The organism is Tumebacillus avium (assembly GCF_002162355.1).
Taxonomy (GTDB): domain Bacteria; phylum Bacillota; class Bacilli; order Tumebacillales; family Tumebacillaceae; genus Tumebacillus_A; species Tumebacillus_A avium.
This window is the reverse complement of sequence record NZ_CP021434.1, coordinates 384,045-410,404: the sequence shown is the minus strand read 5'-3', so window position 1 is coordinate 410,404 and position 26,360 is coordinate 384,045. Positions and strand designations below refer to the sequence as shown.

At 54.0% G+C, this 26,360-nt stretch carries 25 protein-coding genes; 18 read left to right on the top strand and 7 right to left on the bottom strand.

What is annotated here, in order from left to right; translation table 11 throughout:
* The first annotated feature begins 36 nt into the window (after positions 1–36).
* The 7 genes from CBW65_RS02125 to CBW65_RS02095 all read left to right on the top strand — a co-directional run bounded on the left by CBW65_RS02125 (position 37) and on the right by CBW65_RS02095 (position 7,684).
* Positions 37–645: a LysE/ArgO family amino acid transporter gene (locus tag CBW65_RS02125; protein ID WP_087455381.1), complete on the top strand. Its 609-nt coding sequence runs from the start codon at positions 37–39 to the stop codon at positions 643–645.
* A gap of 37 nt (positions 646–682) precedes the next feature.
* The gene (locus CBW65_RS02120) at positions 683–1,390 is read left to right on the top strand and encodes a response regulator transcription factor (RefSeq protein ID WP_087455380.1); all 708 of its coding nucleotides are present in this window, start codon (positions 683–685) and stop codon (positions 1,388–1,390) included.
* Entirely contained in the window at positions 1,387–2,400 is a 1,014-nt protein-coding gene (locus CBW65_RS02115) for a sensor histidine kinase (RefSeq protein ID WP_087455379.1), read from the top strand. The genes CBW65_RS02120 and CBW65_RS02115 overlap by 4 nt, the downstream gene beginning before the upstream one ends.
* Before the next feature lie 73 nt (positions 2,401–2,473).
* On the top strand, positions 2,474–3,175 hold the full coding sequence (locus CBW65_RS02110) for an ABC transporter ATP-binding protein (RefSeq protein WP_087455378.1): 702 nt from the start codon (positions 2,474–2,476) through the stop codon (positions 3,173–3,175).
* Positions 3,172–5,904 (top strand): ABC transporter permease, encoded by a 2,733-nt coding sequence (locus CBW65_RS02105; protein ID WP_087455377.1) that lies wholly within the window; start codon positions 3,172–3,174, stop codon positions 5,902–5,904. Before CBW65_RS02110 ends, CBW65_RS02105 begins: the two co-directional genes overlap by 4 nt.
* Positions 5,905–5,961: 57 nt before the next feature.
* The gene (locus CBW65_RS02100; protein ID WP_087455376.1) at positions 5,962–6,852 is read left to right on the top strand and encodes a nitroreductase family protein; all 891 of its coding nucleotides are present in this window, start codon (positions 5,962–5,964) and stop codon (positions 6,850–6,852) included.
* Positions 6,853–6,862: 10 nt separating this feature from the next.
* Complete coding sequence (locus CBW65_RS02095) at positions 6,863–7,684, top strand: enoyl-CoA hydratase-related protein (protein ID WP_087455375.1); 822 nt, start codon at positions 6,863–6,865, stop codon at positions 7,682–7,684.
* Positions 7,685–7,733: 49 nt separating this feature from the next.
* Here the strand turns inward: CBW65_RS02095 and CBW65_RS02090 are convergent, their stop codons facing one another.
* The 3 genes from CBW65_RS02090 to CBW65_RS02080 form a co-directional block, all read right to left on the bottom strand.
* Positions 7,734–9,110, bottom strand: coding sequence for a hypothetical protein (locus tag CBW65_RS02090; RefSeq protein ID WP_087455374.1), 1,377 nt, complete (start codon positions 9,108–9,110; stop codon positions 7,734–7,736).
* 118 nt (positions 9,111–9,228) lie between these two features.
* Complete coding sequence (locus CBW65_RS02085; RefSeq protein ID WP_157721721.1) at positions 9,229–10,641, bottom strand: hypothetical protein; 1,413 nt, start codon at positions 10,639–10,641, stop codon at positions 9,229–9,231.
* Positions 10,642–10,742: 101 nt separating this feature from the next.
* On the bottom strand, positions 10,743–11,258 hold the full coding sequence (locus CBW65_RS02080; RefSeq protein WP_087455372.1) for an RNA polymerase sigma factor: 516 nt from the start codon (positions 11,256–11,258) through the stop codon (positions 10,743–10,745).
* 164 nt (positions 11,259–11,422) lie between these two features.
* Between CBW65_RS02080 and CBW65_RS02075 the strand changes: the two genes are divergently transcribed.
* From CBW65_RS02075 to CBW65_RS02050, 6 genes are all read left to right on the top strand, one after another.
* Positions 11,423–12,310 (top strand): 5'-3' exonuclease, encoded by an 888-nt coding sequence (locus CBW65_RS02075; RefSeq protein ID WP_198299730.1) that lies wholly within the window; start codon positions 11,423–11,425, stop codon positions 12,308–12,310.
* Positions 12,311–12,413: 103 nt separating this feature from the next.
* Positions 12,414–13,271: a hypothetical protein gene (locus CBW65_RS02070; protein WP_087455370.1), complete on the top strand. Its 858-nt coding sequence runs from the start codon at positions 12,414–12,416 to the stop codon at positions 13,269–13,271.
* Entirely contained in the window at positions 13,264–15,180 is a 1,917-nt protein-coding gene (locus CBW65_RS02065) for a RecQ family ATP-dependent DNA helicase (RefSeq protein WP_087455369.1), read from the top strand. The genes CBW65_RS02070 and CBW65_RS02065 overlap by 8 nt, the downstream gene beginning before the upstream one ends.
* 3 nt (positions 15,181–15,183) lie before the next feature.
* The gene (locus tag CBW65_RS02060; protein WP_087455368.1) at positions 15,184–15,549 is read left to right on the top strand and encodes a MazG-like family protein; all 366 of its coding nucleotides are present in this window, start codon (positions 15,184–15,186) and stop codon (positions 15,547–15,549) included.
* 21 nt (positions 15,550–15,570) lie between these two features.
* A complete protein-coding gene (gene rlmD / locus CBW65_RS02055; RefSeq protein ID WP_332457829.1) occupies positions 15,571–17,073 on the top strand; it encodes a 23S rRNA (uracil(1939)-C(5))-methyltransferase RlmD in 1,503 nt (500 codons plus the stop codon).
* Positions 17,074–17,257: 184 nt separating this feature from the next.
* Positions 17,258–17,656, top strand: coding sequence for a hypothetical protein (locus CBW65_RS02050; RefSeq protein ID WP_198299729.1), 399 nt, complete (start codon positions 17,258–17,260; stop codon positions 17,654–17,656).
* A gap of 174 nt (positions 17,657–17,830) precedes the next feature.
* On the opposite strand, the gene CBW65_RS02045 is transcribed toward CBW65_RS02050, so the two are convergent.
* The gene (locus CBW65_RS02045; protein ID WP_087455366.1) at positions 17,831–18,022 is read right to left on the bottom strand and encodes a hypothetical protein; all 192 of its coding nucleotides are present in this window, start codon (positions 18,020–18,022) and stop codon (positions 17,831–17,833) included.
* Positions 18,023–18,043: 21 nt separating this feature from the next.
* Positions 18,044–18,853, bottom strand: coding sequence for a hypothetical protein (locus CBW65_RS02040; protein WP_087455365.1), 810 nt, complete (start codon positions 18,851–18,853; stop codon positions 18,044–18,046).
* A gap of 150 nt (positions 18,854–19,003) precedes the next feature.
* Between CBW65_RS02040 and istA the strand changes: the two genes are divergently transcribed.
* Complete coding sequence (gene istA, locus CBW65_RS02035; RefSeq protein WP_087455348.1) at positions 19,004–20,503, top strand: IS21 family transposase; 1,500 nt, start codon at positions 19,004–19,006, stop codon at positions 20,501–20,503.
* Positions 20,500–21,228, top strand: a complete 729-nt coding sequence (gene istB, locus CBW65_RS02030) for an IS21-like element helper ATPase IstB (RefSeq protein ID WP_087455364.1) — start codon at positions 20,500–20,502, stop codon at positions 21,226–21,228. The genes istA and istB overlap by 4 nt, the downstream gene beginning before the upstream one ends.
* A gap of 18 nt (positions 21,229–21,246) precedes the next feature.
* Here the strand turns inward: istB and CBW65_RS02025 are convergent, their stop codons facing one another.
* Complete coding sequence (locus CBW65_RS02025; protein WP_157721720.1) at positions 21,247–21,828, bottom strand: helix-turn-helix domain-containing protein; 582 nt, start codon at positions 21,826–21,828, stop codon at positions 21,247–21,249.
* A 423-nt stretch (positions 21,829–22,251) separates the two neighbouring features.
* On the opposite strand from CBW65_RS02025, the gene CBW65_RS02020 reads away from it, so the two are divergent.
* Positions 22,252–22,428 (top strand): aspartyl-phosphate phosphatase Spo0E family protein, encoded by a 177-nt coding sequence (locus CBW65_RS02020; protein ID WP_087455362.1) that lies wholly within the window; start codon positions 22,252–22,254, stop codon positions 22,426–22,428.
* Positions 22,429–22,464: 36 nt separating this feature from the next.
* Here CBW65_RS02020 and CBW65_RS02015 read toward each other — a convergent pair whose 3' ends face one another.
* Positions 22,465–23,751 (bottom strand): helix-turn-helix domain-containing protein, encoded by a 1,287-nt coding sequence (locus tag CBW65_RS02015; RefSeq protein WP_157721719.1) that lies wholly within the window; start codon positions 23,749–23,751, stop codon positions 22,465–22,467.
* Positions 23,752–24,094: 343 nt separating this feature from the next.
* Here CBW65_RS02015 and CBW65_RS02010 point away from each other — a divergent pair, with 343 nt between their 5' ends.
* Positions 24,095–25,177 carry an amidase domain-containing protein gene (locus tag CBW65_RS02010; protein ID WP_087455360.1) on the top strand — a complete coding sequence of 361 codons (1,083 nt, stop codon included), beginning with the start codon at positions 24,095–24,097 and terminating at the stop codon, positions 25,175–25,177.
* Positions 25,178–25,201: 24 nt separating this feature from the next.
* Positions 25,202–25,597, top strand: a complete 396-nt coding sequence (locus tag CBW65_RS02005) for a hypothetical protein (protein ID WP_087455359.1) — start codon at positions 25,202–25,204, stop codon at positions 25,595–25,597.
* Positions 25,598–26,360: the final 763 nt, after the last annotated feature.

Here is a 26,360-nt window from a genome sequence, read left to right as displayed (position 1 = left end):
TGGTGGCTTTTTTGCTGGGAAGGGAGCGGATGCAGGTTGGCATTTTGGCATGGTTTTTTGTTGGCGCTTGGGCTGATTTTGCCGCTTGGGGTGCAAAATGTGTTTATTTTTACGCAAGGGGCGGTGCAAAAGAGCTATCTGCGGGCGCTGCCTGCGGTGGCGATGGCAGCCTTTTGCGATGCGATTTTGATCTTGCTGGCGGTGCTTGGCGTTTCGGTGCTGGTGCTGCAGATCGATATGGTGCGGTATGTGCTGCTGGTTGTCGGGATCTTGTTCCTGCTGTACATGGCTTGGATGACGTGGCGCGGGGCAGACAAGGCGGCGGTCGCCGAGGACGGGCAAAGCGGGGCGGCGATGACATGGCAGAAGCAGATCGTGTTTGCGGCGTCGGTGTCGCTGTTGAATCCGCATGCGATCCTCGACACGATCGGCGTGATCGGCACCAGTTCGCTGCAGTATGACGGGGCGGAGAAGGTGTGGTTTACCGTGTCGTGCGTGCTGGTCTCCTGGCTGTGGTTTGCCGGATTGGCGATGGCGGGGCGCGTGGTTGGCAAGATCAACCCGAGACTGCTGCCGGTGCTGAGCCGCGTGTCGGCGGTGATCATGCTGGTCAGCGCGGTGTATTTGGGCATTAGTTTGCTCTAACGTTTGCTCTAAAGTTTGATCGAAGGAGGTGAGCGGGATGTCCGGAACGATTTTAGTCGTTGATGATGAAGAGACATTGCGCGGGATCGTGCGCAATTATCTGGAGCAGGAAGGCTATGCCGTCTTGGAAGCGAGCGACGGAGCGGAGGCGCTGGCCGAACTGCGCCGGTCGGCAGTCGATCTGGTGCTGCTCGACTGGATGATGCCGGGGATGAGCGGGTTGGACGTCTGCCGCAAGCTGCGCGAATTTTCGGAGGTGCCGGTGATCTTTTTGACGGCGAAGACGGAGGAGTTGGACAAGCTGCTGGGGCTGGAGCTTGGCGCGGATGACTATATCACCAAGCCGTTTTCGATGCGCGAGCTGGCCGCGAGAATTCGCGTCGTGCTGCGGCGGCTGCAGAAAGCGCAAGGCGAAGCGGTTGCTGTACCGGAAAACAAAGAGCAGTTGGTGCGCGGGCGGCTGACGGTCGATCTGGCCAGGCATGCGGCGCTGCTGGATGGTCTGCCGGTGACGCTGACGCCGACCGAGTTTAAGCTGCTCGTCACGCTGGCGTCTGCGCCGGGGCGGGTGTACAGCCGCTTGCAGCTGTTGGAGATCGCCCTAGGCGAAGAGTATGCCGGGTATGAGCGGTCGATCGACACGCACATCTCCAACCTGCGCAAGAAAGTCGAGCGCGACCCGGGCCAGCCGGAGCTGATCGTGACCGTTTTTGGCGTGGGCTATAAGTTTGGGGAGCTGACATGAGGCTCCGGAAGAAGTTGATGCAGGCGTACGGTGCGCTGTTTACGGCAGGCGTGCTGGCGGCGGTCTGGCTGGGTTATGGTGCAGGACAAGCGGCGAACGGCGGGAAGGATCTGCTGTTTGTGCTGGTCTTGGTCTTGTGGATGTTTGGCATCACAGGCGTGTATCTGTTGGCGCTGTGGAGCGCGTGCCCGGTGGAAGCGCTGGCGGAGCAAGCGGAAGGGAAGCGTGCCGCGCAGGAGGTCCGAGACGGCTGGAAAGCGGACGGGCTGGCCGAACTGGCGCCGGTGGCGGAACTGTTAAGCAGTATGGAGCTGGAACTGTCGCGCGGCTCGCACTCGCGGGATCAGTTGGTCGCCGATGTGGCGCATGAGCTGCGCACGCCGCTTGCCATTTTGCGCGGACAGCTGGAGTCGATGCTGGAAGGAAAAGTCGAGTTGGCAACCGAGCAGCTTTTGCCGATGCTCGATGAGACGGCGCGGCTGACGCGGCTGGTGCAGGACTTGCAGCAGTTGTCGCTGGCCAAGGCGGGGGCGCTGCCGCTGCAGCGGACGTGGGTGCCGTTTGTGGAGCTGCTGCAGGAGATCACCGGCGTGCTGGAACTGGAGGCGGAGCTGAAAGGGACGACGCTCGATGTGAGCGGGTATGCGCAGGAAGAGGTGTACTGCGACCGGGCACGGATTAAGCAGGTGCTGATCAATCTGATCGGCAACGCGATCCGCTATACGCCGGAGGGCGGGCGGGTCGATGTGCGCGTGCGCCGCGGGCAAGGGAAACTGCACGTCGCCGTCCGCGACAACGGGCCGGGGATACCGCCGGAGAATTTGCCGTATTTGTTCGAGCGCTTTTACCGCGTGGAAGGTTCGCGCAGCCGCCAGTCCGGCGGCATGGGGCTGGGCTTAGCCATCGCGAAGGAGTTTGCCGTGGCGCACGGCGGGTCGCTGATCGTGAAAAGCGAGCTGGGCGAAGGGACGACGTTTACGCTGACCCTGCCGCTTTTTCCGGCGTCTTGACAACTTCTTGATATCTTCCTGAAACGATGTGCAAACCTCTTTGCTACTGTGGAAGGAAAGGAGGTGCAGGGTGATGATTGAAGTGCAAAAGCTCTGGAAAGTGTACGGCAAAGGTGAAACGCAGGTCGAAGCGTTGCGCGAGGTGTCGCTGACGGTGGCGCCGGGCGAGATGATCGCGGTGATGGGGCCGTCCGGGTGTGGCAAGACGACGCTGCTCAACTGCATGTCGGGCATCGACACTGTGACAGCAGGAACGGTGCGGATCGAAGGGCACGATGTGCAGGCGATGCGCGAGGTGCAGCGCGACCGGTACCGGGCGGAGCGGATGGGATTTGTGTTTCAGACGTACAACCTGATCCCCGTGTTGTCGGCGGTGGAAAATGTGGAACTGCCGCTGCTGACCCAAGGCGTGCCGGCGAGTACCGCACGGAAGCGGGCGGAGGAAGCGCTGACCCGCGTCGGCCTGCAGGAGCGGGAGCACCATCGTCCTAGTGAACTGTCCGGCGGCCAACACCAGCGCGTGGCGTTGGCGAGGGCGATCGTCAACGGGCCAAAAGTGATCTGGGCCGATGAGCCGACCGGGGCGCTGGACCGGGTGACGACCGAGTTGGTGCTCGATCTGTTTGACCATTTGAACCGGGTGGACGGGATCTCGTTTGTCATCGTCACGCACAACCCGGAAGTGGCGGAGCGCGCACACCGCGTGATCTACATAGACAGCGGCCAGATCGTGCAGGAGCGTGTGACGAAGCGGGGGAAGGGGGAGCCGAGATGATCGTGACCCTTTTGCTGGCTGTGCCTGTGCTCTGGATGTTTAGAAAACTGTTCCAGACCGCTAGGCGAGCCCCGCATCTCCGGCGGATGGCGTGGCGCAATCTCGCACTGCACAAGACGACGACAGCACTGACCGTGCTTGGCGCGATGATCGGGACGGCGTTGATCACGTCGGCGCTTTTGTTTCAGTATTCGATGGAGCAAAGCGGAGATGGCATGCTGGAGCGCCAGTTTGGCCGCATCGGGTATGATGCGCACGCCGGGTCTGGTTTTGTGAACGAACAGGTGGTGGCCGACCTGCGCAAATTGGTGGAGCAAGGGCAAGTGGGGGACGTGACGGGCCTGCTGCCGACGGCAGGGCGGATCACCGAACTGCACACCACCGATGCAGCGGGCGCGACGCTGGTGATGCAGCCGGGGATTTACCTCTATGGCTTCGATCACGAACAGGCGCGGGCGTTTGATGAGTCAGCGATGGAAGGTGTGCCGGAGATCGGAGCGGATGAGATCGTGCTGTCCGCACCTGTGGCTAAACGGCTGGAAGTTTCCGCTGGCGGCAAGGTGATGAGCGGGGATGCTTCGTTCACCGTGAAAGCGGTGGTGCCGGAGCAGGGGCTGACCGGGTATCGCGGCGTCGGACAGGGCGAGGGCACCGCGCTGGCGGGGCTGGACACGGCAAGAAAACTGGCTGGGGCGCCGGACGGGTCTTACACCAACATCTTGCTCTCCTACCAGACTTACCTGTTTGGCTCGGGGCGGATCGGTAGTACGGCACCCGTGTTGTATGGCACCGGCATCGGCTTGCAGGACACGGCGGTGCGCGGCGAGGCGGAGCGGAGTCTTGATCGGACGATGAAGCTGTTGCCGATCTTCACCATCGCTTCGTGGAACGCGATTGCGATTGGGATGATGCTGATCATCAACATCTTCAAAATGATCGCCGAAGAGCGCAGACAAGAGCTTGGCGTGCTGCGGGCGCTGGGCATGACACGCGCAGATCTTAGCGGGCTGCTGCGGCTGGAAGGCGCGTATTATGCGCTGCTCTCCGGCGCGCTCGGCATCGTCGTTGGAATTGGGCTGGCCTATGGGATGATGCTGTCGATTGGCGACCTGTTTACCAGCGCGTCTGCACAGTTAGACGGGCTGCAGGTGGAGTATCAACTGCTCATCGGGCTGAAGCCGTTGGTACAAGGCGGTGCAATCGGGGCGCTGTTGATTCTGCTCTGCTCGTGGCGGGTGTCAAAACAGGCGGCAGACATCACGATTGTCGAGGCGCTGTATGCGGCCGGAGAACAGCATAGCGCAAGGATTGGCAGAGGCAAGCTGTCCTTGCCGCGCACGGCGGTTCGGATGGTCACGGCGGTGCTGACGGCAGGGCTGTTTTTGCTGACGCTGACCGATTCGTTTCGTACAGGGCTGCGCGAAACGTTTTCCGGGACGTTTCCGCTCTGGCTGTTTGCGATTGGGTTTGGGCTGACGATTGCGAGCGCCCTGTTGCTGACCGCCTTTTTCAAACCGCTGTCGGAGGGGCTGGATCAGACGCTCGCTCCTTTTGGGCGGCTGGTGGCGGTGCTGCGCATGGCGCTGCGCTATCCGATGCTGCAGAAGCGGCGGACGACACTTTTGGTGCTGATGTTTGCTCTGGTGTTTTTCCTGACCTCGATGTCCGGGGTGTTCAGCGAAACGCTGGTGTCGCAGTTTGGGGAACGCAATGCTCGTCAGCTCACCGGCGGCTATGACCTGGTGGCCGACGTCGAAGGGAAGCAATTGACGACGGAGCAGGCGAAGCAAGCGCTGATGGAATCGCCGCATGTGGAGTCAAGCAGCGTGGAGTCTGTCGCGGCGGTGTGGCAAGTGGCGTTGTATGGGGAAAACGATCCGGGATTTGAGCGGAAAGAGTACCCGAACATCAACGGGATTGACGCGGTGTTTGCCGGGCAGACCACGCTGAAGCTGAAAGAGCGCGACCCGGCGTATGCGAGCGACCGGGAGGCATGGCTGGCGGTGGCGAACGATCCGGGCGTGATGATCGTTTCGGAGCAGGCCCGACAGTGGGTGAAGATTCCGAAGCGGATCATCGGCGTGGCGGCGTATGACGTGGACAGCGCATCTTTTTTGGCTTCATCAGGCGTGTTTCTCAAGCAAAGCGAAGTGGTGCATGTAACGTCTGATCCGAAGAAAATCGCCAGTGAATTGCTGATCCGCCTGCAAAACGAGAACGCAGGTGTGGAGACTGTCAAAGGGATTGAAAAAGCTTTGACGCTGCAAGGCATCTATCCGCTGCGCATGGTGCAGGAAGAGCTTAGTCTGAACAGTTCCTTCTCACGGATGCTGTTTACGATCTTTGAAGGCTTCTCCCTGCTCGCCGCTTTGATCGGGATCGGGGGCTTGACGATCATCATGATGCGGGTGATTCGCGAGCGGCGTCAGCAGATCGGGATGCTGCGGGCGATCGGGGTGCGGCCGGGGCTGATCTATTGGAGCATCATGGTCGAAGGCGCACTGATCGGCGTGCTGGGCATCCTGATCGGATCGGGGATCGGCAGCTATGTTGGCGCGATGATGATCGAGCTGTTTATGGAAGGCGAGCAGGTGACGCTCCTGTTCCCGTATGCCAAGCTGGGTTTGTATGTGGGCGGCACGCTGGTCATCGCTTTGATCGGGACGATGCTTCCGGCCTGGCAGGCGTTTCGATTGCCGCCGGCAGAAGCGACGAAATATTTGGGCTAGGGATTTTTTGTGATATGCTAGGGGAAGGGGGTAAGTCACGAGAGGAGTCAGCAGGAGATGGCAGGCACAATGACAGGACAAATGACGCGGGAGACCGCGATTCAACTATATGAGGCGATCGAACACCGGCATTCGGTGCGGTCGTATACAGGAGAACCGCTGCCCAAGGCGGAGCGGGAGCAGCTCTTGCAGTTTTTGCAAAACGGCTGGGAGCCGTATCCGGGCGTCCGGACGCGGGTGGTGCTGCTGGAAGGCACCGATGTGACGTCGAAGATTTTCAAAGGCTTTCTCGGCAGTTACGGCGCGGTGCAGAACGCGCCGGCGATGATTTGCATGATCGCCAATGTGGACGATCCGTATTTTTATGAGGCGGCCGGGTATATGGGCGAGCAGTGTGTGCTGTACGCGACCCGGCTTGGATTTGACACGTGCTGGATCGGCGGGTTTTTCCGACCGGAAACGGCGGCGAGTATGATCGGTCTGGAAAAAGGCGAGCGGGTGCTGGCCGTGTCTCCGGTCGGCTTTGCGAAGAAGGACGGGATGAGCTCGTTGTATGAGGGCTTGTTTAAGTTCGGGACAAAGCGCGGGGCGCGCAAACCGCTGGGGAAGATCTCCTATCTGGAAGATGTCGTGCCACCGCGTTGGTTTGACCGCGGGCTGGAAGCGGTGCAGGTCGCGCCGTCATCGTATAACAAGCAGCCGTGGCATGTGTTTTACCACAAGGACGGGCGCATTTCGCTGTCCAGTGTGGAGGAGTATAAAGACAAGAAGCCGGTTTATCCGGGCGCGCCGAACTCGAGCCGCTTGTGCTGCGGGATCGCGATGCTGCATCTGAAAGCGACGACGCGGGCGCTGGGGATCGAAGGGCGGTGGATTCCCGAGGAGGAAATGGGCAATCCGCTGGCGATCTATTTTGTGCCGGAGAATGTACAGAACGAGCTGGAGTGAGGTGTTTTGTGTGGAGCATTTGCTGTTTGAAGTAAAGGAAGGCGTGGCGACGATCGTGCTGAATCGTCCCGAGGCTCGGAATGCGTTTTCGATCCCGATGATCGAAGCGTGGGTGAAAGCGCTGGAGGAGTGCCGCGACCGCGAGGACATTCGCGTGGTGGTGCTGACGGCGAACGGCAAGGCGTTTTGTGCGGGCGGCGATGTGAAGGCGATGCGCGAAGGGCGGGGCTTTTTGGAGCCGGGCGAGTCGGAGCAGGATACGCACAGCACGGGACTGGCGCGGAAAAATTCGCTCTGGAAGCTGATCCAGCGCGTGCCGCTGACACTCGAGCAGGTCGACAAGCCGGTGATCGCGGCGGTGAACGGCGATGCGATTGGGGCAGGCTGTGACATGGCGCTGATGTGCGACATGCGCGTGGCGGCCGATACGGCACGTTTTGCCGAGGCGTATGTGAAGCTTGGCATCGTGCCAGGCGACGGCGGGGCGTATTTCCTGCCGCGTCTGGTCGGGATGCCCAAGGCGCTGGAACTGCTGCTGACCGGGGACTTGATCGATGCGGAGGAAGCGCTGCGCATCGGGCTGGTCAACCGTGTCGTTCCGGCAGAGCAGTTGATGGAAGCGACCTACAAGCTCGCCCGCAAAATCGCCGCTCAGCCGCCGGTTGCCGTGCAATTGATCAAGCGGGCGGCGTACCAGAGCGCTACGGCCGACCTGCGCACCGCGCTGGATCTTGTGTCATCGCATATGGCGATTGTGACCGAGACGGAAGATTATCAGGAAGCGATGCAGGCAATGTTTGAAAAGCGGCAAGGTGTTTTTAAAGGAAAATAAGAACATAGAAAAGACTTCCCATCGGATGATGGGAAGTCTTTTTGCGTTTCTACCACTGCAGCAGAGCGCGCTGCGCATGCTCGCGCTGGTTGTAGGCGCGGGCGATGGCGGCGGACGCGGCGGCGAGGTGATGCCAGCGGGAAGGGTGGGTGGAATGCTTGGTTTCGAGCCAGATGCCCCAGATCATTTTGGTGATATGCAGGGCACGGAAGGGGCCGCCCACTTTCAAGCTTTCGTGCATCAGGGTCTGGGTCAATGCATCGAGGTCGAAACCTTGCTGCAGATAAGCTCCGGTCAGCGACGCCGCTTCGAGCCCGGTCGCATCGCGGTGGATGCTGGCGAGGATCGCATCGAGCATGTCGCTTGCAGACTGCCCTTGCACCGCCGCAACTGCCGGCCGCGGAAGCCAGGCTTCACGGTCGCCTTTAAAGCTGCGCGTACGGGAGCTTTCCAAGGAGATCAGCAGCGCCGGACGCTTCAGCTCGGCAGGCACCGTTTCGTCGCGCAGGATGTTCAGCAGGCAGTGAATGCCGGTCACGATATGCTCATCATACGAACCGCTCCGCAGCAGAATCTGCGAAGACGCAATCGCCAGCGCCTCATACAGCGTCGGCAGGTTCACCCCGGCTGCCAATTGCGCCCCAAACAGGTCAGGCTCGGTGCCGTGCTCCGCCTCGATCAGCTGCGCGGCAAACACTTCCACATACGCCGCATCGACTTCACCTTCCCACTTCATCGGATGATCAGCCAGACCATGCGTAGAAATCGCAGCCTGCACGCGATCCCAGTAGACGGAGTTCTTCGGCAGCGACGCCAGATACTGCACAGCCGGACGCAGCAGGGTCTCGCCGTATTGGGCAAAATCATCCACCGCCAGCAAATCCAGCGTCCGCAGCGCGATCAGCAGCTTGTGCTCGTTGCGCCCATACTCCTGAATGCCCATGCGCAAAATGACATCCCGCACATCCCCGCCCGTCTGGCGATACAAGCCGACAAACAGATTCTCCGACAGATTCTGATACGTCCCGTCCTCAAAGTTTTTCAGCAGATCACGCAGCGTTTCCTCCGCCGTCGCACGCTGCACGCCTTTCATCTGCGGCTGGATGTATGGGCCGTAGTTGGGCGCATGGAACAGGTCAAACACATACAGCGCCGCCTGGATCATCGCCAGCCGCTTGTGCCGCTCATCCATCAGGGCGGACGCGTGAATCATCGGCCCCATGTTCAATGTGCCATGCCCGATCCACGGGCCGTGATGGTCGATCCAGCGCGCCGAAGCGAGCGCAAACAGCAGGTAAATCCCATTGTCACTCAGCCCATCCGCCTGCAGTTCTGCGATCAACCGCCCGGCGTCATCGGCGCTGCCCGCTTCGATTTTTGCCAAAAAGGTCTCCAACTGCTCTTCGTAACGCACTGCTTGATACATAAGATCACTCCTTGATCTGGAAAGTAGTATCCAAATTATAACACATACTTTTTATAACTGTATATATAAAAAGTAGCGAAAAGAAAACCAGGCGATGTCACACCGCCTGGCGCAGAAGTTATTGTTTGACGGAGATCACCTTGACCAGAGTCACTTGATCCCACACGTCTTTGGGCATGTACTGAATCGTGTAGTCTTCCACTTCAATCGTGGCGACGCCGGTTGCGCCCGGTTCGCCCAAGAAGCGGGAGGCTTCCTCTTCATTGCGGAACTGCAGTTGCAGGCCGCCGCGAATGTCGCGGGCGAGCAGCGGGAACTGTTTGGCCGACTCGCGGTCGGGCAGGAAGTAGATGCGACCGCCTGCCCCCTCCTCTTCCGGATGCATGACCTGGAAACTGCCGGTGACCGTCACGCGGCCGCTGAAGGCGGCCAGCACGGCGTAGAGCTGTGCGTTATCGGTCACCTGCAGGTCTTTCAGCGTCATCGTGCCGACCTTGTCCCCGACTTTAGCGGTCGAGGAACTAAACACGACGCCTTCTTCACGGCGACCTGACGCCGACGGCTTGTCGTTCGGGGACGGGAAGCTGGTCACAAAGCTGTTCACGCGCCAGAAGCCGCCGACCTGCACCAACTGCACGCGGGCCACTTCGCCGTCCGTCTTGGCGTCGTCGAACCAGAGCTGCACTTCATATTCGGGCATGGCATCCGGAACCTTCGGGTCCTTGCCGAGAACGTCCCAGCTCTTGACCTCTTTGCCAAATTCGTTTTGCGCGGCCAGCGTCCAGTTTGCCGCTTTGTATTCGTTGAAGATCTCGCTCTGCCGCTCGGGGGGCAAGATCGCCCATTGCAGCACGGCATTGCGGTCGCGCAGGCTTTGCGCCCAGTAATCGACCGTCTGCACGGCGTCATCGCTCCGGTAATGTTCTGCAAACGTGTCGACAGCCATCGTGCCGTCGTTTTGACGCGCGAACTGAATCACTTCGTAAGAAGATCCGGTCGGGAACGGCAAGTTGCTGCTCGTCTGGCCGCTCGTGTGGCTGCTCTCCATGCTGACATAGGCGACGATGCGGTTGTCGATGCCAGACTCGGGGGCGAGCTCCATGTTGACGATGGTAAAGCGGTTGGCGAGGGTCGGGTCGGCTTTGGCTCGAATGTAGCTTTGCAGCGCCTCGACCAGCTCAGCATTCTCGGCGCTCGGTTTGAACTCAAGCTGAAATTCCACGTTCAGATCGTTCGCGACAGGTGTGTCTTTCTCGACAGGCTCCTGGTCCGACGGCGTCACCGGCTCTTGAGGCGCCGGTTGCGTTGGCGTTGCCGGGGTCAGCTCGTTCGGGGAGGTGCCGAATTGCTGGGCGAACAGGGTTCCTGCGGTGATCACCACCGCCAGGCTGGCTGCGATTGAAGTCCAGCGAATGAAGGGCAGGCGTTTGTTGTTGCGCACCGCTTTTTCAATCACGTCACGGCTCGGCTTGAGCGATTTGGACGGCTGGGGCGAGTCGATGTTGGACAGGTCACGGACGATTTTTTCCATCAGGGCATGTTCTCCTTGGCAGGCCTTGCAAGTATGGATGTGGGCGCTGTCGTCAGGTGTGAGCAAGGAGGACCAGATCGATTTTTGCACGTCTTCGCATTTCACAGCACTTCACCTCCCTGCAGGAATAAGCTTCTCAGCCGGTCTTTGATGCGGAAGACCCGCGTTTTGACATTCGATTCGGACAAGTTCATGATCTCGGCGACTTCGCGCACGGAGAGGTCATTTTGGAAGCGGAGGATCAAGATATTGCGGTCTGTCTCCGGCAGCCCTTTTAACGCTTCTTCAAGCATCAGGCGCGCGTCGGCAGCCGTTTCGAACGAGGAGACCGGCGTCTGGTCGGGCAAGGGTTCGGTCTGGCGGATCTTCTTCTTGCGCAAGGCATCGCGATAACCGTTCATGATCAGGCTGTAGACCCATGTTTGCAGCGAGGAGTCGCCGCGGAATTTCGATAATTTGGTACAGATTTTATAGAGGACATCCTGAGCGAGGTCTTCGGCGTCCTGCTGATGGCGGGTGAGCGAATAAGAGACTTTGAACACAAAAGGTTCCAGCTCATCGAGCAGGTCGGACATCGCGTTGGCGTCGTGAAGTGCGCGTTTTACGATTTCATCCATGGGGCGGGCCCCCTTTCTATCAAATGCGTCGTACTTGATCGTAGCATACCATCTGACGCAGGGGAGCAGGGAGCGGTTACAAGCCGGATCAATATTTGTAAAAAAGTTGATTGGGTGCCGTCTGTGCTATAATGAAGTGGAATAAGAGAGCGGAGGGAATCACTTTGAAAAACTCGAACTTTTTGATCGTGGATGGCAGCTCGATGCTGGTACGGGCTTATTTTGCTTCGGCGTTTTCCGGGCGTATCATGCGTTCGAAGAGCGGTGTATATACGAACGGCGTCTTTGGTTTTCTGAACATGATGCTCAGCGCGGTGGAGAAGATGCAGCCGACCCACCTGTTTGTGGCGTGGGACGTGTCGCGCGATACGTTCCGCCGCGAGCTGTACCCGCAGTATAAAGGCACGCGCGGCGAATTGCCGGACGAGCTGCACCCGCAGTTTGAAACGATGAAGGAAGTCTTGGCGGCGCTAGGTGTGCCGCAGCATTTCGATGAGAAGTACGAAGCGGACGACATCATCGGCACCTTGGCCCATCAGGCGGCCGACGCCGGGCACAAAGTGCTGGTGCTGACCGGGGACCGCGATGCGATGCAGTTGGTGCGAAGCGGCATCACCGTGGCGATCATGAAAAAAGGCATCACCGAGATGGAGATGTACACGCCGGCTTCCTTGTTTGAGTCGTGGGGACTGACGGCGTCGCAGATCATCGACCTGAAAGGCCTGATGGGCGACACCAGCGACAACATCCCAGGCGTGCCGGGCATCGGTGAGAAAACGGCGAAGAAGCTGCTGCTGGAGTATGGCACGGTGGAGAACCTGATCGAGAACCGCCATCTGCTGAAAGGCAAGATGAAGGAGAAGATCGAAGAGCATCAGGAGATCGCCCTGCTCAGCAAGAAGCTGGCGACGATCGTCACCGACGTGCCGATGGTGCACAGTGTGGAAGACTGCCAACTGTCCTTCAAGATGGAGACGGCGAAGGAAAAGCTGAAAGAGCTGGATCTGAACCGCTTCGTGGCGAATCTGGAGCGTCTGGTGCAGGTCGGGTAGAGGTCTGGACAACATTTCGCAAAAGACCATCAAGGAAGTTGCTTGATGGTCTTTTCTATTGAGTGCGAGTAATGGTAAGGTGGAAGGCAGAGGTGATGAACGGATGAGTGAACTGGAATTTGCAAGCGTTGCGTCTTCGGCTTTGCAGTTGTTGGCGGAGGCGGTGGAGCAGGAAACAACTCGGCGCGGTGCCAGCGAACGCCAGAGTGAGTCGATGCATGCAGGGCTGGTCGCGTCGTGGCTGGAGCAGTTCGCAGGCGGTCCGCTGTGGGAGCGGCGCAAAGAGTTGGGGCTGCAACTGCGCGCCGAGCTGATGGAACTGCTCGGCGGCATGGAACCGCAGCTGGCGACTGCACTGTTGTGTGTGCTGCCCGGCGCTGAGCGGCGCGGTTACACGGCGGAGCGCCTGGCGGTGAGTCTTGGTGTGGCTGTCGGCCAGATCGCCGCATGGGAAGGTGAAGCGTACACTAGGCTTGGTGAACTGGTATCGGAGTGGACTCCGCTGTTGGCGTTTTTGAAGGGACAGGCGGGCGCAGGCGCAAGAGGTCGTGCAGGCCAGCAGATGGATTCTGGCGATGCGTCTGAAGCTGATCGTTCTGTAGATGGATCGTCGCTTGCTGTTGTGCGTCAGAAGACTTTGGTTTCGTCCGAAGATGGCCGTTCCGTAGAAGCAGCACCGCTTGCCGTGCTGCCTGATAAGGAAGCTTTGCTGAGCGCACTTTCTGCCGAAGCTGTTGAAGCATTGCTGCAATCGGCCGGCGCAGAGGCTGATTTTGACTTGCGAAACTATGTGGCGGCTTCGTTAGAACTGCGTATCCGGCAGGCATTCCATCGGTTCGGCGTGGCTGCGTCGGAGCAGGTCGAGTCGCTTTTTTCAGAATCAGAACGGGTTGCTGTCGCGCTGGTTAGCGCACGGATGACATTGGAAATGGGCGGAGAGGAGGAGCAGGCAGATGGTTGATTTGCAGGAAACGTTGCAGAAACTGTTTGGCTTTGAAGACTTTCGCGGGGCGCAGCGGGAGATCATCGAGGCGCTGATGGACGGGGAAGACGTGCTGGGGATCATGACGACCGGCGCGGGCAAATCGCTCTGCTATCAGCTGCCAGCGATGATTTTGCCCGGTGTGACGCTGGTCATCTCGCCGTTGATCGCGCTGATGCAGGATCAGGTCGACCAGATGCACCGCCGCGGGATGCTCGAAGCGACCTTCATCAACTCCTCCCTGCCCCCTTCCGAAGTGCGCAACCGCATGGAAGGCATGCGCGTCGGCGGGTATAAAATCGTCTATGTCGCCCCGGAACGCCTGCGCAGCCAGGAGTTCTTAAAGCTGCTCCACGACATTCCGATCTCCCTGCTTGTCGTCGACGAAGCGCACTGCATCTCAGAATGGGGCCACGACTTCCGCACCGACTACCTGCAGATCGGCGTCGTGCGGGAAAAGCTCGGCAACGTGCCGGTGCTCGCACTCACCGCGACGGCAACACGCGAGGTGCAGGAGGACATCCTGATCCACCTGCGGATGCAGAACTGCCAGCAGTTCGTGACCGGTTTCGACCGCCCGAACATCACGTTTATCTTCCAATGCGAAGCGACGCGGGAGGACAAATACCGCGAGGCGTTGGCGTTTTTGCGGAAACAGCGCGGCGCCGGGATCATCTACAGCTCATCGCGCAACGAGTGTGAAGAAGTGGCGCGCTTCTTGCAGCGGGCGTTGCCTGACGACCCGGTCGCTTTTTACCATGCCGGGCTGTATCCGGAGGAACGCAAGCAGGTGCTGGACGGGTTCATGCAGGGGCGGATTCGCATCGTCGTGGCGACCAATGCATTTGGCATGGGCATCGACAAGCCGGACATCCGTTTCGTGCTGCATTTGCATGTGCCGTCTTCGGTGGAGGGCTACTATCAGGAAGCAGGCCGTGCCGGGCGTGATGGCAAGCCGTCGCTATGCATGACGATCTACAACGAGCAGGACCGGGCGATTCACCATTTCTTTATGAAGCGGGAGTTTCCGACCGAGCGTGAATTTGACACGGCCTGCCACATGTTCCACGCCGGGATCGGCGAAGACGGCCTGTTCCGCGGCTCATGGCGTGAAATGCTGCGCTGGCCGGGACTGGACGATGACAAGCTGTCCCTGCTCGTCCACCACTGGGAGAACATCGGCGGCTTGGAGATGATCGACTTCACGGGCGACACAGTGATCGCCCGCGTCGATCTGGAGCGGATTCGCAGCCGCCGTCTCGATGTGATGCATGCCATTGAACGCCTGAAACTGCGCCGCTTCGGCAAGCTGAACCGCATGGTCGAGCTGCTCCGTGCGCCAGTGTGCCATCGCGAAGGGATCTTGAGCTATTTCGGCGAGCACCTGCGTGTGCGTCCAGACATCTGCTGCGATGTGTGCAATGCCGAGCTGAAGCTCAACCCGACACTGATCGACGCCACGCTTGGAGCGTTGGACTGGCAGCGGATCTTGGATGATTTGCTGCCGGAAGATGTGCTCGACCCGCGAATGGCCGCACGCATTTCCCTGTCGATGACCGAAGGGGAAGAGGCGTACCGCGTTGGGCAGCAGAAAAACTTGGACGAGCTGCCGAGACTGTATGAACTGCTCCAGTCCCCATCGGTAACGACGCGCCGGATGGCGTGTTCGGCAATCGGGAAGATCGGTGCGCCGCAAGCTGCGCCTTATCTCTTGCCGATGCTGCAGGACAGCAATCCACAGGTGCGGCAGTATGCGTTAAAGGCGCTGGAGAAGATCGGAGACCGCCGCTGTGTGCCTGCGGTGGCAGCCCTTTTGCGGCGTGAGGAGAAAGATTATAACATCAGACAAGCTCGCCAGATGCTGGCGACCTGGGGAGAGGGGTATTAGACAATGGCTGTGGATAAAAAGTTTTCGGATCAGGCGACGACCGTTGGCGAACTGAATCAGTATGTGGAAGACTTCATGGTGGCCCGCAATTGGCATCGCGAACGCACGCCAAAGAATTTGGCAATGTCGATCGCCATTGAAGCGGCGGAGATCATGGAGCATTTCCAATGGGGCGACCGCGAAGACTACACGCCGGAGAAGCTCGGCCCGGAAAAAATGGATGAGATCCGCATGGAAGTGGCCGATGTGATGATCTTCATGCTAAGCTTTTGCCGTTCGCTGGGTATTGATCTGGCCGAGGCGGTTCAAGCTAAACAGGAGAAAAATGAGGTACGGTTTCCAGCAGACGTTGTGCGTCGTGTGGATTAGTTTGTGGATGGAGGTCAGGCTGTGAATAACCAAGGCAGCAAAGAGCGGAAGAAGCAAGGCGGCGGGTACGGGAAAAAGAGCTTTGGCGCAGGCGGCGCTCGTCCAGGCGGTGCCAAACCGGGCGGCCGTGTGCAGGCGCGGGAAGAAGGCAACCAGCCGGGGATCAAACTGCGCGTCGGACAAGTTGTGGATATCGAAGTCAAGCGCATGGGGATCAATGGTGAGGGCATCGGCTATGCTGAGCGCCAAGTCATTTTCGTGCCCGGCGCACTGCCCGGCGAGCAGGTGGTCGCAGAAGTTGTGAAGGTCGAGCAACGCCATGCTGTGGGTAAGTTGATCCGAGTGAAGCAAAAGAGCAAAGACCGCGTCGAGCCGCCATGTGCTGTTTATGACCAGTGCGGCGGCTGCACGCTTCAACATATGAGTTACCAAGCCCAGTTGGAGATGAAGCGCGAGTTGGTGCGCGAACCTCTGTCCCGCTACGCCGGCCTGAAAAAGCCGCCCGTGGAGCCGACGGTAGGCATGGCCGACCCGTGGGGCTATCGGAACAAGGCGCAACTGCCGATTGTCGAGCACAAAGGCGAAGTGGTGGTAGGGCTGTTTCAGGCAGGATCGCATCAGATCGTCGATGTGAGCGGTTGCGCAGTACAGCACCCGATGACCAACCGCATCGTGCAGGAAGTGCGCGACATCGCAAAAGAGCTGGGGATATCTCTCTACCAAGAGAAAGTACATAAAGGCGAGTTACGCACAGTTGTGGCCCGCGTCGGTTTTGAGACGGGTCAATGTCAGCTGACCTTGGTGACAAGAACGCGGGAGTTATCCCGTAAAAACGATCTCGTAAAGCGGATTGTCGAGCGCATTCCGGAGATCACCTCGATCATGCAAAACGTGAACCCAGCGAAAACCTCGCTGATCTTCGGCGATGAAACCATCCCCCTGTGGGGAACTGGGGATATCCAGGAGCGTTTGGGCGACGTGCAGTTCTCGTTATCCCCAAGAGCGTTCTTCCAGCTGAATCCCGAGCAGACGCCGAAGCTGTATAACCTTGTTGCTGATGCAGCCGAGCTGACAGGCAAAGAAGTCGTTGTAGATGCCTACTGCGGCGTGGGGACAATCGGCCTCTGGCTGGCTCCCAAGGCAAAAGAAGTCCATGGCATGGACATCACCCCGGAAGCAATCGCCGATGCCAAGCGCAACGCCAAAATGTCCGGTGTGGATAACGCCCGTTTTGTCGTAGGTGCAGCGGAGAAGATTTTGGTGGACTGGATGAAGCAAGGGTTGCGTCCCGATGTGGTAGTGGTCGACCCGCCACGTACCGGCCTGCACCAGGATCTGATCGAAGCCCTGTTGAAAACTGCACCGAAGCGGATCGTGTATGTGTCCTGCAACCCATCCACATTGGGGAAAGATTGTGGGCAATTGGGAAAGAAGTATGAGATTAAGAAAGTAACCCCTGTGGATATGTTCCCGCAGACAGCTCATGTGGAGTGTTGCTCACTACTCGTGAGGAAGGACAATTAAGAGGTGTGGCCTTGTAGCTTTGTTGTGTGATCCCCCTGCGAAGGGGGATTTTTTTGTATTTATCAGGTTTCCTATTGTAGGAAATATTATCACTTTACATTCAATTGTTCAATTGTGTAATGTATACAAAAGTTGGTGAATGATGTTACAATAGAGTAAATTTGATAAGGAGGTCAATGAATTGTTGGATAGAGAATTTTTCTTTGCAAGACTGAAAGATCATAAGAAAGTTCAATTGAGCTTCAGACCTGAGATTCCTGAAAATGAAAAAATTTATGATGTTCTAGGTGCCCACACCTATGAGACTGTAACTGGCTTATTGTTAGTTCTCGAACTCCTTGATAAGGACGATAATAAGAAGATCACTTTCTGTTATCCTGATATTCAAAAAATCGAGATGAACAACTTATCGAATGAATACCAGGAAAAGTATTACTTGATGTGTCTATCCAGACCTCAACACTTTAGATCAAAAGAGCTTATGGCTAGAAGAGAAATGGGATCTACGGTTGATGAAAAGGAACTTAGCGACAATCTAAAGGACAGCGAAGTGACCTACCGTATTATTTTCAGGTTGAATTAATACATAAAAGACTTGCAGATAACTGCAAGTCTTTTTCTTTTTGTGCAATTATGAGAGCGTTCGTCTCAGCTGTTCATGTCGGTGCCTCTCGATTTTATCTTTCCATCTGAAAATCAATTGAACTGCCTCCTATTTGTCGTCTGAGGCAGTTCAATATGAACACGAATTATGCGCTTAAAGAGTGACGAGTGTGGTTGTGTTGTTGACTACAATACCTTTGGGCTCTGGAGTGTTATCTAACGCCATCCGAATGACTGTTTTGGGGCCAGGATCGTCATAATATGAAAGTTTGATTTGATCAGAAGCGTAATGTGCGCCTCCGATAATAATGCTCAGTGCAGCTACAAGGCTTAGTAGTTTCCGCATTCCGCTCACCCTCCTTTCTGGTTAAGGATTAGCAAGGGACTCAACGGCTTCTCGTAACGTACTCATTATTTGCTCTGAGATTGCCAAAGCCTTCGGAAAATCTCCGGCCTCTTTGTACGCTTGATAAGCAATTTGCAGTGAGTCTGCCATTTCCTTATGCAGTTTCATTTTATCAAGTATGGCAGAGGATTTGAACGCATATTGAACGGACTTTTCAAACTTTTTAATTCTTAGGTAGTAACGTGCATGGGTCAATAGAATATAAGAATTGACCAGTGGTGATTTTACAGTGATCTCGTCTTGATAGATTTCTTCAGCGAGATTCATAAAAAATGACGATTGTTCTAATTCACCGAGTTCTAAGTGTAGTTGAGCAATTCTCGCGTAGGTTAGAGCAAGTTCTTTATAATCTTTGTTCTCTTTGAGAGTGGGGATCGACTCGACTAAAACATTGATCGCTTCCTTTGGTCTATCGGTTCCGAGAATGTCATATGCGTAAGTTCGTTTTGCGATCTGTGCCCAATCAATAATTTCAAGGGATTCGTAGATCGCCAATGAGTGTTTGATATACTCGCCTGCAATCTTAAAATCCTTCATATTTTTATGAACAATGCCGAGTACATACAAGGTGTCGGCAACGCTACGTTGATCAGAAAATTTATCGAAAACTTGCTTTGCCTGTTCTAGGAATGACTTTGCATGAGTGTCAAATCGCAGCCACCTACAAGCAGTTCCTAAATTGTACGAAACCTTGGCGGTTAACATGTCATTTTCAGAAAGCAGAAGGCACTGTTGGTATGCTTTGAAGTAGTAGTTGTAGGCGTTTATCATATTGCCTGTTTATCGCATAATGAAAATGCAGAATGTCGCGGCGTAAAAGTGCAGACTTTGCCCGCGACATTTTGGCATTAAAAAAGCACTTGCCAACATCGATCTACTATCTTACCCTACGGTTTGCGACGACCAAGGGGGATCGAGAGGATGTTGAAAGTGCCTGAGCAACAGTATATCAAATTTTTGCGCGAACACGAAGGGTGTTCGATTACCGAAATTGCAGAACGATTGGACATAAATTGGAGAACTGCCAAAAAATATGCGGACAAGGACGATTGGAACGAGACGACTGGAAAACGATTCGGACGTTATCCGGTTCTCGGTCCGTTTCTCGAAATCATAGATACATGGCTTATGGATGACGAGGCTCTTCCACGCAAACAGCGCCACACCGCTCGGCGGGTCTTCCACCGTCTCAAAACAGAGCATGGATTTAATGGCGGCGAACGAACGGTACAGGAGTACGTGTCCAAATGGCGGGCGGCTTACGCCCATGAACGAGCGAAGAGTTACGAACGGCTGGAGCATCCAGGTGGCGAAGCCCAGGTGGACTTTGGAACCGCGCATGTTTCGCAGAATGGGAAGTTGGTGGAGCGCAAGATTCTTACAGCGTCTTTCCCATTCAGCAACGCTGCTTTCGCATTCCCTGTTCCTTCGGAAAATAGCGAGTGCTTCCTCGAAGCCTTGAAGCGCCTCTTTGAGCAAATAGGTGGTGTACCGCGACGAATCTGGTTTGACAACCTCGCGGCAGCGGTTGCATCCATTGAGAAGAACGGTGACCGAAAGCCGACTGATGCGTTCGCAAGGTTTTGTGCTCATTACCGTTTCGAACCAGTCTTCTGCAATGTGGCAAGTGGCAACGAGAAAGGAAATGTAGAGAACAAGGTCGGTTACGGCAGGAGGAATTGGTGTGTCCCAATCCCCATAATTCAATCGCTCGACCAATTGGCTGAACATCTGGAAAAGGAATCTAGGGAGGATCGTCAACGCATTCACTATGCGAAGAAGGAGAAGGTGGACGATCTATGGCGACAGGAGCAGACAATGCTTTACTCCCTGCCATTAGAACCGCTCGAAGTCTTTCGCCTGGATATAGGCCGATTAAACAAATATCGTGAACTGTCGTTCGAGAAAGTCAAGTATCCACTCCCGCAATGCAAAGCGGAGCAGCGTGTGTTGCTCAAGGTCAAGTGGGATCGGATTGAGGTATTGGACGAATCTTACAGCAAGATCTTCGAGTTTCCGCGCCCCTATACGGACAAGACGATAGAAGTCGAGTGGAGAGCCGTTTTGGACGGGCTCAAGCGGCGCCCCCGTTCCGTCAAATACTCGACCTTTGTGTCGATGATGCCCGAGACCCTGAAACGCTTCTTGAGGGAAGTGGAGTCGGAGAATTGTAAGGCACGCCTGTCACTTGTGAGACGTTTGTTGGAGAACTATTCGATGGAGGAGATCGCCGATGGCCTGCACGAACTCATGCCTTGGGATTCTCGCGCTGAAACGGCTCTAGAGCACGCCTTGTACAAGAAACGGCATCCTGAGTTTCATCCTGAACCGTTCCAAGAGCTACACACCCCGACAGAGATTCAAGGCTATCATCCCGGTGACTTGGCTAATTACAACGACCTGCTGGGGGTGACACTATGAATACAGAGATGTTGGCGCAGGCGTGCAAAACGCTCCATCTGGCGCATGTGATGAGCAACTACGATTCGGTTCCGTTCGAGAATCGGATTGACTTCTTGCTGGCAATCCTGCAGTCGGAGATCCAAGGACGTGAGTCCAGCAAGATGAAAAGACTGTTGAAACGCGCCAATTTCCCGCATTTGAAAACGTTTGAAGGGTACAACTTTGAGGAAGTCACGTTTCCAAATCATTGCACGGAGCAGTCGTTACGAGAACTCGCCTTTCTGAAACATAAAGAAAACATTTTGATGTTGGGCAAGGTGGGAACTGGGAAAACCCATCTGGCAATTGCTTTAGGAATGGAAGCCTGTAGGCAGGGGCATAACGTGAGGTTTTACCGTGTCTCGGAGCTGGTTGGAAAATTGCTGGAAAGACATGAAAGCGGGACTTTGACGAGATTTCATAAGGAACTGATGAAGTGTGACCTGTTGATTTTGGATGAGGTGGGCTTTGTACCGTTTCACCAAACGGGCGCTGAACTTCTGTTTCACGTCATCTCGGAATGCTACGAGCAGCGAAGTCTCATCGTGACCTCCAATCTGGAGTTTGGACAGTGGAACAGCGTGTTCGGTGATACACGATTGACCAAAGCGCTGGTGGACCGATTGGTTCACCACGCGCACATTCTGGGCTTCACGGGCGAGAGTTATCGCTTGCGCCATGCTCTATCGAGCGTAAATTCATAAATTTCGGTGTTGGCGGTGCTATGCACAAAATGGCCGCGACACTCTGCACTTTTTAGTTGCGAAACACATATTGCCAAGCAAATACCATGCTGTGCCAATCCTGTTATAGATATTTGTTAGCAAATGTCCATCTGTTTCCCGTTTTGATTCCAACTGATGCTGAAAGTTGGTCAGGTAATCTACCGCTTGATGATATTCGCCTTGCTTTAATAGATAGTCACCGTGGCAGATCATTAGTTTGTTTTTCTGATATACAAGCAGGTTCTGTCGAGTATCCAACTCATTGAGGATTCGTTGCGCTTCATCAAACTCTCCCCGATGCAATAGGACAGTTAGGATATCAATAAGTACGTCATTTTCAAGGGCTTCACTGTCTAAATCTGCATCTACGAAAAGCTCACCGAGGGTAGTACCGAGTTTTTCACAGAGTCCATTTAATATTTCGACTGAGGGGATGCTAGGATATGTACCGTTTTCGATCTGGCTAACTGTGGATGAAGAACAAATTGCGCCTGCCAGTTCTCTTTGTGACAGCCCCTTTTCTACTCGTAACTCTCGCAACTTGTTTCCGAGCTTTTGTATGTTAACATTTAATTTCATCGACTGGTCCTCCCGGTAAGGTTTTCTGTGATAATTATAACAAAATATATTGTTAATAAATACTCTTGTGTGGAATTGTTGGTTGATACTCAAGGGTTTTGTGTATAAAAGTCGGTCGATAGTAACAAATATTTTATATAGTTGATGTTGTGTTAAACACCCTGTTATGATCTCCTTGTAAGGGAAACAACAGCTAAACGGCCGAGGGTAGGATTTCGCTGAAATGTTGGTGTCCCTTTCACTGACCATCAAAAAGTTGCTGCGTCTCATTTTTTGATGGCCTCCCTAGTGTCAAGCACGAACCATTTCGGAAACACTCTCAGGGGATCGCATCACGTTCTGTGTGTGGTTTTCATGCTGTGGACACTCATTGTCACAAGGTAGCGCTCTGCTGCCTTGTTTTTTTGTACCGGGGGTGTTTTTGTGGAACACGAAAACGAAAACATGAGCTTAGAAGACACGATTGAAACCTTACGGAATGAGATGCACCGTCTAGCTGAAGAGACTGGTAATCTCGTCAATGAACGGGTCGTTCGGGCAAGTCAGGATTTAGACCAGTTTCTTGTAAAACAACAACTCAGGATGCGGCTTGAAACATGATCAAGCCGCATCCTGTTTGTTTTAGGTAGAGTAAAGTCAAAGAATAATGCCTCTGCTTTTCAAATTTTGCTCAATGTACTTTTTCATCTGATGCAGGGCTAGAATTGCTTTGTCATGCTCTCCCTGCTTGTGGTACAGATCCCCGAGTATTGAGTAGGTCTCCGCTACCTCAGACCAAACCTCATGAGTCTGAAACATTGCAATAGAGGCATCAATTTCAGAGATAGCGCGGTCGATCTGCCCGGTTGCAGCATCTGCGATGGCTTTCGTCCTTACTACGGATGCCAATGCCAGGGTGTTTTTTGGCAACTCAGAAATGCAATGCTCACAGAGCTCGAAGCACTTTTCGAAGTCCCCTTTTTGCAGATGTAACCTTGCAATCTTACCGGTTGCGTCGATTGCTTCCACCTTGAAGTTGTGTTTTTGATAACGATTCACGCAGTCTGCAAGTAAGGAAAGGGCTTCGTCGAGATTTTCTTGAACTTGGACTGTTGCGACTCTCATTTTCACATCTATGGAAGCTTTTATGTGTCTTCTTGCAGTTGCAAGTGATGTGGAATGGTCAGCAAACTCACAGGCCTTTTCAAAAGCTCCGGCTTTTAGGGCTGATTTCGCCATTCCTAAATATGCTTCTGTGATTTGTTCAACGTGGGTAGTGTCAGAAAGTAACTCATCGGCTTGCTGAAAATACTTAGTTGCAAGAGCAGGATCACCGTATTGGAGATAGACGTTGCCGAGATCGAGAAGTACGACTGACTGGGCGAATGGATCTAAAAACTCTACCTGGCCGAATAGCTCATGAGCTCTCCGCCAGTAGTAGATCGCAACGTGAAACCTTTTCTGCTGAAACTCTAACTGGCCGAGAAGATGGAGAGTTCGAATCATTCCAACTGCATTGTTTTGCCGTCTGTACATTTCAAAAGCTTCGTCACAAAGATGTTCTGCTTGATCAAACTGAGCCTCATGGAGGTAACATTCCGACAGGTCAAGTCGTAGTGCGGCTGCCTGCTCTAAAGAGAAAGATGGATATTTGAGAAGTGACTGAAACATGCTGGCGGCTTTCCTGTATTTTTGGGAGGCGAATAAAGCTCGGGCCACTTTCATCACGCTTTGTTGATTCATCTGATCTTCAATATCAGTGAGGAAGTTTTCGAGGGGGGTTTCTAGTTTTTTTGAGATTTCGCTTAATACGTGGTAAGACGGATTTGCTTTGCCGGATTCAATTTGGGAGATCATGCTTGGCGTTACTAAACCTTTTGCCAAATCAATTTGCGTCAGTCCCTTTGTAATTCGAAGTTCTCTGATGCGTTCACCGAGTTTCAATGAAAGGCCCTCCGATCGTTGTAATAGGTAAATCAAGCCAACACAACTGTTAGGTTTCTTTTGGCAGTAGCATCGGATGATTTTATATACAACAATCTTAACCTGAATAGGGATAAACAATAAACGTGTAATAAATTTATTAAGTTAGGGCGTGTTTTGTAGATGCGATTTTATTTCGCCTATACAAAGATACATATGGGTTAGATGTGGAACTGAGGTAGATGGGATTGTGGAAGGAATATAGGAGATTATTTTTATTTGTAATTTACAGATTACAAAAGAAGGTGTTTTTTTGTTCTTATGGAATGTGATTATTTGTATAATATCCAAGGAGGGATTCTTTTTGAAAAAACTTGCTGTACTTTCATTGATCGCTGTCACAATGCTTACTGTGGGTCTTGGCGGAAATGCTTCTGCAAACGTAGGGGATCAGAACAAGGCGGACATCGAAAAAAGTCTGCAGGGGTTTGTAAAACACGCCTTTCAAAAGAAAAATGATCGATATCTGTCCGATGTCCAAACTACTTTAGGATCGGAATTCTCGATGGATGTTATTAAGAAGTACCAAAAGGATTTGGCACAAGACTTGAAAGGGCTCAAAGATGCTGGCTTGAAGTATAAAAAACAAAACACTGAGCTTTCGTTTAACAAAGTTGAATTGAATGGAAACCTTGCTGTAGTCGAGGTAGGGGAGTTGGTGAAATATTATCTGCAAAGCGTATCTAACCCGAGCGATACCTCTATTCCTGAATTTACGGTCGATCAAGAAACGCACCAAATAGTCCTGGAAAAAGATTCGGAAGGAAACTGGGTAATCGTCGCTGATGAAGTTCTTAATGGGAGCAAGTCGGCCCCGGTCACAATGAAGGCTTTAGAAAAGGCAAGAGAAAAAAAGCCCTCTTATGTAGGTAAGGTCGATCATCCGGTGGAAAACAACGCAGTAATCGCCCCAGAGCTTTATTGGGATGGTATTGCTGCAGCAAATTATGCAAGACAGTATGCAATCAATTATAATTGGAATTACAGAAGTTTTTCTCAGGACTGTACAAACTTCGTATCACAGGCAGAAAAGAAAGGTGGATTACCATATGTTGATGGCTGGTATCAGGACGAACTAGCCTGGTGGTACAACGACACAACTCAAACCTACACGTGGGTGAATGCAGAGGATCACTATTGGCTTCTGTCATACACAGATCGGGGAAGCTATACCTCCTCGACATCCAACCTGCGCCTTGGTGATGTGATACAAATCGACTTCACGAGTGACGGTGTTGTGGATCACACGACGATCGTTACAGCAATTGATGCGAGCGGCAATATTTACATTAGCCAGCATACGAGTAATTCACTGGACAAACCTTTGTCCCTGATTAAATCCAACTATCCGAGTGGAACCTTCTACTTTTGGAAAATGGCTCGATAAGTATATGTTTGGGGAGGGAGACGGTTGACGAAAAAAGTGCTACTTGGATTTGGTTTCGTTTTGGTTGCCTTGGTGCTTGTTTTAGCATTATGGCCTGATCAGGGTATGGCTTCCAAAGAGGAACTGTTGTCTAGTTATCGTCAGGCTCTAGTAGCGAAAGACCTCGCCCAATTAGAAAAGCTATCCTTGACGACGAGCACAGAGGAGCAATTGGAAAGCAGACTGCAGGAGTTTGGCGGACTTGATGAAGAGCAGCTCTCTTTTGAGATCAACCAAGAGACAATTTCGCCGAAAATTTATGAGGTGACATTGGCGGCAGAAGAAGAGGGTCAGGTACGCACCGATCTGTTCTATGTGCAGAAGGAAGAGGAAGGTTGGTTTCTTAGTTTTCCGCATACGAAAATTGATCCCACCCCATGATTGATTGCCCTGTCCTGTCCTGCGGCAATATGCCCTACTTGTTGAGAAACAAGTAGGGCATATTATTTTTTTGAAGAGGACTCCAGCCCAATCATAGACAAACTGACTGAAGTATGTGTATAGAAATGGGTATTGATTCCAAATGAGGTGATGTGATATAATATTTGAAAGAAAATTTGGATGCATTTCTCTACGAAGTTTACTGGGAACTGAGAGGATGCAAGGAACTTCCATGAGAGAGTTCAGTTTCGGTAGTAGCGCTGAACTGTTCATCGAGTATGGAACGGACGAAACGGAGTTTCATCGACTCCGGGCTAATCCAAGTTAGCCAACCCGATTGATGACACATTGGTTTCAGCAGGCCGTCGAGGATGTGCCTAAGTCGTGAGGTAATACGGGTAAAACCTTGCGAAGACCTCGAACTAGTAGCTACAAGCGTGTCGCATGTTCCAGCACATGCACGCATTAGATGGAGTTCTGGTGCAGTGGATTTTATCACTGGTAGTATTTTATGAAAGAATCAATTACAAGGGTGTAGTTCGTCTGATTGAAAGTAATCGGACTTGCTGCGCCCTTTTTATTTTTATAGATATTCCAAATGGGAAATGGAGTGAGGGAGAAGGGCTGTGTTCAAAATTGCAGTCAAGTAGTTTGTGAAGCCTCTGAGTTATGGTGTGGTCGAGTGACCTCCCTGGCTGGGGGCTTTTGTACTGTAAGCGTAACGGATGCAGGCACCGATACAGCCGATCCCTTGGACGGGGAT

Excerpts from the sequence above, each read along its gene's own strand:
- CBW65_RS02120 (WP_087455380.1), top strand. The coding sequence starts at position 683 with ATGTCCGGAACGATTTTAGTCGTTGATGATGAAGAGACATTGCGCGGG.
- CBW65_RS02115 (WP_087455379.1), top strand. The coding sequence starts at position 1,387 with ATGAGGCTCCGGAAGAAGTTGATGCAGGCGTACGGTGCGCTGTTTACG.
- CBW65_RS02110 (WP_087455378.1), top strand. The coding sequence starts at position 2,474 with ATGATTGAAGTGCAAAAGCTCTGGAAAGTGTACGGCAAAGGTGAAACG.
- CBW65_RS02105 (WP_087455377.1), top strand. The coding sequence starts at position 3,172 with ATGATCGTGACCCTTTTGCTGGCTGTGCCTGTGCTCTGGATGTTTAGA.
- CBW65_RS02100 (WP_087455376.1), top strand. The coding sequence starts at position 5,962 with ATGGCAGGCACAATGACAGGACAAATGACGCGGGAGACCGCGATTCAA.
- CBW65_RS02090 (WP_087455374.1), bottom strand. The coding sequence starts at position 9,110 with ATGTATCAAGCAGTGCGTTACGAAGAGCAGTTGGAGACCTTTTTGGCA.
- CBW65_RS02085 (WP_157721721.1), bottom strand. The coding sequence starts at position 10,641 with ATGGAAAAAATCGTCCGTGACCTGTCCAACATCGACTCGCCCCAGCCG.
- CBW65_RS02080 (WP_087455372.1), bottom strand. The coding sequence starts at position 11,258 with ATGGATGAAATCGTAAAACGCGCACTTCACGACGCCAACGCGATGTCC.
- CBW65_RS02070 (WP_087455370.1), top strand. The coding sequence starts at position 12,414 with ATGAGTGAACTGGAATTTGCAAGCGTTGCGTCTTCGGCTTTGCAGTTG.
- CBW65_RS02065 (WP_087455369.1), top strand. The coding sequence starts at position 13,264 with ATGGTTGATTTGCAGGAAACGTTGCAGAAACTGTTTGGCTTTGAAGAC.
- CBW65_RS02060 (WP_087455368.1), top strand. The coding sequence starts at position 15,184 with ATGGCTGTGGATAAAAAGTTTTCGGATCAGGCGACGACCGTTGGCGAA.
- CBW65_RS02045 (WP_087455366.1), bottom strand. The coding sequence starts at position 18,022 with ATGCGGAAACTACTAAGCCTTGTAGCTGCACTGAGCATTATTATCGGA.
- CBW65_RS02040 (WP_087455365.1), bottom strand. The coding sequence starts at position 18,853 with ATGATAAACGCCTACAACTACTACTTCAAAGCATACCAACAGTGCCTT.
- istA (WP_087455348.1), top strand. The coding sequence starts at position 19,004 with ATGTTGAAAGTGCCTGAGCAACAGTATATCAAATTTTTGCGCGAACAC.
- istB (WP_087455364.1), top strand. The coding sequence starts at position 20,500 with ATGAATACAGAGATGTTGGCGCAGGCGTGCAAAACGCTCCATCTGGCG.
- CBW65_RS02025 (WP_157721720.1), bottom strand. The coding sequence starts at position 21,828 with ATGAAATTAAATGTTAACATACAAAAGCTCGGAAACAAGTTGCGAGAG.